Below are 5,855 nucleotides of genomic sequence, written 5' to 3'. Positions count from 1 at the left end.
CCGCTTCCATTACAACCACAGGAATTTCCTTGGGAGCCGCTTCCACAATGATTACCATTCCTTTGCTGATTACTGGAACCTCTATTTCCGCTTCCATTACAACCACAGGAGTTTCCTTGGGAGCCGTTTCCGCACTGATTACCATTCCTTTGTTGATTACTGGAACCTCTATTTCCACTTCCATTGCAACCACAAGAATTTCCTTGGGAGCCACTTCCGCATTTCGGTCTTTCCGTCTCAGATACCATAACCAATCCATATTCTAATTCACTAACGATCTGTGTAGTTCCGCCGATAACTTCTAATTGTAGAGTAGGTGCAGGCGATCCACCAAATTTAGAAAATTGAAATTCAATTGGTTGGTTATCGATTTCACATAACGGAACGCCATTTAATTCAAAGTAATTGACATAGCTTATCACAGAAAAATCCGGAAGAACTAACCATAGATAGGCCTGGAATGGTTCTTCAGGCGGGTTTGCAATCACAAGACCCCCATCGTTTAATGGTGAGTAATTACCACGTAGTGAGCTCGCTACAAATCCATATAAACCATCCGATCCATTAAGGCCAGGTGCGTACGTAAATTTGTGGGTAGTTGTAAACAAATAGTAACACTCATCACTAACGACTATATGAGGACGTTCTAGTTGATGATTCGTACAAGATGCTTCAAGCAAAGGTGGAAGAAGGTCCCATTCCGTATAGTCATCACTGGAGAGAAGGGCAATTCCTATGTTTCCATTAAATTGGCTTGCTTCAGAAGGAACGTATGGTCCACAGTTAATGTCCCCCGCAATATTACCCTGGAATAATAAATATTCACAGCCTGTAGCCGGATCTTTAAAGAACCATGGGTCGCGAAATGCATAGGTCATACCTAAGTCTAGAGACTTTTCAAGTGTTTGATACAACATACCATCCGCCTCTAAAATAATGTCATGAGATCCCCAGTTATCAAATAGTACACCATCCATATTGCAATGAACATCTCCCTTTGCCAGTGCAAGACGCTGTTCATACGTTAATTCACTTTCTCCTTGCCTTCCCGCTGCCGTATAAAACAAATATACTTTGCCATCTTCCACAAAGGCAGAGCCTGCCCATTGACGGGATCCAAATGCTTCCTTAGTTGAGAACACAGGTCCGCCTGCGATCCAATCATGCCCATTTTTTGAATAAAAGTAATCAATTCTGGCAAAGTCATGACGTTTACTAGGCAATACACTGCAAGGAGTTGCTAGGGTAAAAAGCACCCTCCATCCTCCAGGAAGTACAGCAATAGAACCGTCTTTCTCACGTAGTGGCCATATATCCCACGTCCATAAATCTCGTGAAATTATTGGGAATGGTTCAGTAATTTTATAGGAAGTACTACACGAGGTGATTCTAACTTGCTCCGCTTCTTCCCTGGTCCAAGCCGATGGTTCAACACAGTCATGCTCACTTAAACAACAAACATGATCTTTATGTCTATTCTTGTACCCATTTGTCATATTTTACACCCTTTCTCGTAATATAGAACTCTTAAGAGTTCTATATTACGCTATGCTAGTTTAATAGAAAGGGTATAGACAGATGCTGACTTTTTTACAAATAATATTAAAATAGGTTATCGTTTATAGGCTTCAGCATAATACACTATATGGGGACGGTAGAATATTCCAGGATCGTCAAGTTATAGAATCTATCTAGGGAGCAACATAACTGAAAACACGTTTGTGATGTTCTGAATCCAATAATCCGACTGAATTTTTTACCCAGTAGAGAAAGGTAGATAAAGTAGAATTTGATGAAGAAATACTAGAGGAAATTAAGATAAAGCTACCTTTTGCAGGTTTGGATTATAATATTATTCCACTCCCGCAAGCGAAAAATAAACTGCTTTTTCTAATCGGGCAAGTCAAGATTAGAACTTCCCTTGGGCACTCGACGTACCCCCTTCCTCTTTATTGCTTCCATGTTCAAGTGTACAGATTGCAGAAGGACGTTTAATCCTTGGAACGAGACATTCCAAAACCCGATAATAACTGTTCAAATTTTTGTCGTTCAAGAAATGGACAGACACATCCTGAGCGAGTGCAATATCTATATTTTGTTCCCCAGTGGCCACGATAACTCCGCACCCAGTTCGGATTTGGGAGGATTGATAGATCCCGTCCTCGAATAAGTCCCGCAAATGCTCTATCTCTAGCACATTAGAATTGCCATGAACTTGGTGAATTTGTGCATAAGCATTAACTGATAGAGCAAGTGCAAAAGGGCCTGTATGACCATTCTTAATCAAACGGTTCCGTGCATCAACGATATTGCGAAACGCATAACCTTCTTTAGACCAATCGCTACACTTTATGGTCTCCCTACCGCTTACATTCATTAAACCGGGAATATTCATTGAGTCTTCCCCATTAAATATAAGATCATCTTCCTTCAACGCTACATCACTGGCAGCGCTAGCCGCTGACGAGAAATCGAGCGGTTTTTGCGTTTCACTCGCGTTCTCGATATCCCGCCAATAAAGGACAAAATCTTTATATAGGATGGGAATGACCAGAGTCTTACTGTCATGTGGTTTAGCTACGTCTAACTCATCCCCGTGCATACTGATACTCGCCGGTGCTGGTTGAAGATACACCGGATTATTAACAGATTGCGAGCCAGTTCCAATCGGACCGTATATATCCAGAAATCTGCTTGCCACAATATGGTCTCTGGTTGTTTCAATGACCTTATCTTGCAAATAGTTCCACTGCTTCTGCGATAACGGGCCTCTCGGAGAACTCCGCCCTGATTTTCTTTTACCCACGTTCATTTCTCCTTTTTCCATAGAAACTTTTTTTCAAGCCATCTAAGAAGTACGTTCCAATTCTCCTCATAGAGGAGTCCTGACTTAACGAAGCGTAGATGCTTCCAATACAAAAATTTTTTCATACAAGCCTCCTCTCCCCCTATTTTCCTCATGTCTTCTTATCATCTGATACTTCTCTCATTGTATCATCAGACTTTTCCTGCTCTTTCATTGGTTTAGTGAAAAAATAAAGTAGTATAATTAAATAAAATGCAGACAGATCAAATGAAGTCTTATAATTAAAAATTTGATTAATAATCGGTAGTTTGTACGTAAAAAAGCCGAGCAGGATGCTGATAGTTACAAGAATGAATTTTTTGACCTTAGGCCACATTAGATTCACCTACCTATGAGTAGATCGACGAGACTGACTTCTACGGTATCGGTCATCATCATCGTCATCGTCGTCATCATCGAAAAAATCATGCCGCTCAAAATAACGGATGGTAATCCCAATCAAACCAATAAATAATCCAATGACAGCCAGTATGATCAAGGTCACAAAAATAAAGTTAAATATAGAAACTGCTGCTCCAACACCATTGATACCCCCACCGGCACCTGCACCGACGAATCCGATGAAGATGAATTCAATCAGTCCGAAAACTAGTATGGCTACTAAGGAGTAAACAGTCAGTTTCAAAAATGGACGATCTCTTCGCTTCATAATATTTCACTCCTCCTTCTATAACAGATTATGAAACAAATATGGAAAACATATGGAAGGAGCCGGAAAATAGGCAAAAAATAATCGCCTGTCACTTATCAGCAAACAGACGGATTAAGAGTTGAATGCTATAAATAACTACGCCAAGAAGAATGACAAGAGTCAGAACGATAATGAGGCTGTAGAATAAAAAGTTCAAGAAACCATGAAATAAGGAATTTGCCAACCGCATATGCTCACGAGATACCATCATATTGGAGAATGCTTGTTGAAATATAAGTTCCAGCATTCCGATCAGAACGATTGCCACCAGCAAATATAGAATCCACTTGAGCCATTGTTCGGACTTAACTTTCATTTTGACCTACTACCTTCTTTCTTTTTTTGATTAAAGGTTTTTTCTGGAACAACATCCTTTTCATGTAGTCATACCCATGAGCAAAAGCACCGACGAACATTACTAATAGGACCAACAAGGTAAGGAAAATTAGAAAGCTATAGTTCCAAAAATTCAGTTCCATTTGTAGCGCTGCGGGATCTTGTGTTATTGTTGCTTGTAACCAGAGAAATAGAATTGATGTCAATATAAGACCTGTTAGTGCAACTACTACAACATAAATAAAAAATCTCATCCTCAACGATGCTTTTTCCCTCCTTTAAAACTCGGTATCCATAACAAAATTAGTACGCTCACAACCCCAACCAGGCCTGCAGTGCAAATAACCAATACCAAGGACAGTGTGTAATTGGCTGTATCCAGAACCAGATTCCCATGCTGTGGCATCGTGTGAGCTTCCCCCATCATCTCCTCACAGAGCTGGTCACAAATTACCAGCATCGGCCTCCAGCTGTATTCGTGCATACTATCGTGACTGAACAACATCATCATTGCCATAGATGGGGTATCACGTATGGAAGGCTGGTTCTGGTATCCTGGTTGGAGAAACACGTATATCGATACTAATAGAAAAGACAATACAAAGATAAGCATAAGACAAAGGAACAAATTTTTTCTCCGCTTCACGTCGCATCTCTGATTCGCATTCGGAGCCACAACCCCCAGATAATAATGAAAGGTATAGCCCCAAATGAGATAAGAGTAACTGCTAAAAACAAGGCTTCCCCAGAGTGATTTCCTACATGTGCGTGCATTGTCTGCCAAACCATAGAGGCCATAAGTGAACTTGATTGACACGCGGTTGCCATACCCTTCATATAAGCCATCATCTGTGTCGGTGATAATACCGGATTAAGTAGTGAAATTATAATGGCAGCTGCAAGCATTAGAAACAGGAATGCCAATGAGCGAGTGATTAGCACGAACCATGGATTGAGTACCATCTCTCACCACCCCCTTCCTTTACTAAAGCCAGATCACTTGCTTCTCTTCTTATTAACCAATGGAATCCGAAAAATGTGACGCTTTCGAAAGATATGCCACACAATGACGAACAGGATCAAAAAAGCAAAGAACTCATGGACTACGAATCCAAAGACGGCATAGATGAAAGGGACAGCCGGCATGAACCACAGTATAAATCCGCTGAAGATCATCAACAATGAGACCAGCAAATTAAAACCTGAAAACCCCTTTTTTCCAATGGGGAGCCAGATACGCTTGGATGACTGGATTTTCACAATTTGACGAATCTCATACGTCACTGTAGCAAGCGCCCATAACACCCATAACACTCCAACTACTCGATGTGTAATATCCGCAAAAGCAAAATGGTTTCCTAGGATCCAACTGTACTTGGCTCCCACAATTGCTAGACCGCTCAGTAGTAGCAAAAAGACCAAGATTGCCCATATCCAATGTATTAACAAATCAAAAGGTGGAGTCCTCTTCGTTTTACTCAAACCCTTTTTCTTTCCCATTCGTTTTTTTAGAATTCGATTCCTCTTCCTTAACAGAGGATTCAAAAGTCGCTGAGCTTTCGTTTACATCTTTGTTTTCTGCTGGATTCATTTCATACTGTTGCTGTTCATCCTTATTCCGGTTTATTTTAGAAATTTTCTTCCTTTTATCTTTGCTCTTATTAGAAGTTCCCTTTACCCTAATTAGGCTAATAAAGAATGCAATTAAGCTAACAATTAATATAAGTATCAAAATCATTAAGATCATCTTGAATACTAGCACCATATTAGTGAAAAAGTCTTTTAAATCCGTTTGGTTTGAGGAATAGTCCGAACTTACGACGGTATCTTCACTCATCCCGGTCATGGAAGAGGAAGTAGAGCTGGTGTTCATATCAGTCGTTGACGATTCCATGGTCGAATTACTACTCTTTTCCGTTTCATCCATGGTATCAGTTGAATCTGATGACGATTCCATCGTTG

At 40.4% G+C, this 5,855-nt stretch carries 8 protein-coding genes; 1 reads left to right on the top strand and 7 read right to left on the bottom strand.

What is annotated here, in order from left to right; genetic code table 11:
• The 6 genes from AC3G7N_RS20270 to AC3G7N_RS20245 all read right to left on the bottom strand — a co-directional run.
• On the bottom strand, positions 1-1,496 hold a 1,496-nt coding region (locus AC3G7N_RS20270), incomplete at its 3' end, for a glycoside hydrolase family 68 protein (protein WP_489423977.1).
• Between the two features lie 413 nt (positions 1,497-1,909).
• Positions 1,910-2,806 carry a family 1 encapsulin nanocompartment shell protein gene (locus AC3G7N_RS20265; protein ID WP_489423976.1) on the bottom strand — a complete coding sequence of 299 codons (897 nt, stop codon included), beginning with the start codon at positions 2,804-2,806 and terminating at the stop codon, positions 1,910-1,912.
• A gap of 151 nt (positions 2,807-2,957) precedes the next feature.
• Positions 2,958-3,182, bottom strand: a complete 225-nt coding sequence (locus AC3G7N_RS20260; protein ID WP_489423975.1) for a hypothetical protein — start codon at positions 3,180-3,182, stop codon at positions 2,958-2,960.
• A gap of 9 nt (positions 3,183-3,191) precedes the next feature.
• Positions 3,192-3,515: a hypothetical protein gene (locus AC3G7N_RS20255; RefSeq protein ID WP_489423974.1), complete on the bottom strand. Its 324-nt coding sequence runs from the start codon at positions 3,513-3,515 to the stop codon at positions 3,192-3,194.
• A 347-nt stretch (positions 3,516-3,862) separates the two neighbouring features.
• A complete protein-coding gene (locus tag AC3G7N_RS20250) occupies positions 3,863-4,153 on the bottom strand; it encodes a hypothetical protein (RefSeq protein WP_489423973.1) in 291 nt (96 codons plus the stop codon).
• Between the two features lie 382 nt (positions 4,154-4,535).
• A complete protein-coding gene (locus AC3G7N_RS20245) occupies positions 4,536-4,856 on the bottom strand; it encodes a hypothetical protein (protein WP_489423972.1) in 321 nt (106 codons plus the stop codon).
• Between the two features lie 93 nt (positions 4,857-4,949).
• Here AC3G7N_RS20245 and AC3G7N_RS20240 point away from each other — a divergent pair, with 93 nt between their 5' ends.
• Positions 4,950-5,078 (top strand): hypothetical protein, encoded by a 129-nt coding sequence (locus tag AC3G7N_RS20240; RefSeq protein WP_489423971.1) that lies wholly within the window; start codon positions 4,950-4,952, stop codon positions 5,076-5,078.
• 289 nt (positions 5,079-5,367) lie between these two features.
• Here AC3G7N_RS20240 and AC3G7N_RS20235 read toward each other — a convergent pair.
• The coding region (locus tag AC3G7N_RS20235; protein ID WP_489423970.1) for a hypothetical protein at positions 5,368-5,855 on the bottom strand (488 nt) is incomplete at its 5' end.

This window comes from Virgibacillus carmonensis (assembly GCF_057836705.1).
This window is presented reverse-complemented; position numbering and strand designations above follow the sequence as displayed.

Coding starts and splice junctions, on each gene's coding strand:
- AC3G7N_RS20260 (WP_489423975.1), bottom strand. CDS start 3,182: ATGTGGCCTAAGGTCAAAAAATTCATTCTTGTAACTATCAGCATCCTG.
- AC3G7N_RS20255 (WP_489423974.1), bottom strand. CDS start 3,515: ATGAAGCGAAGAGATCGTCCATTTTTGAAACTGACTGTTTACTCCTTA.
- AC3G7N_RS20245 (WP_489423972.1), bottom strand. CDS start 4,856: ATGGTACTCAATCCATGGTTCGTGCTAATCACTCGCTCATTGGCATTC.
- AC3G7N_RS20240 (WP_489423971.1), top strand. CDS start 4,950: ATGCCACACAATGACGAACAGGATCAAAAAAGCAAAGAACTCATGGAC.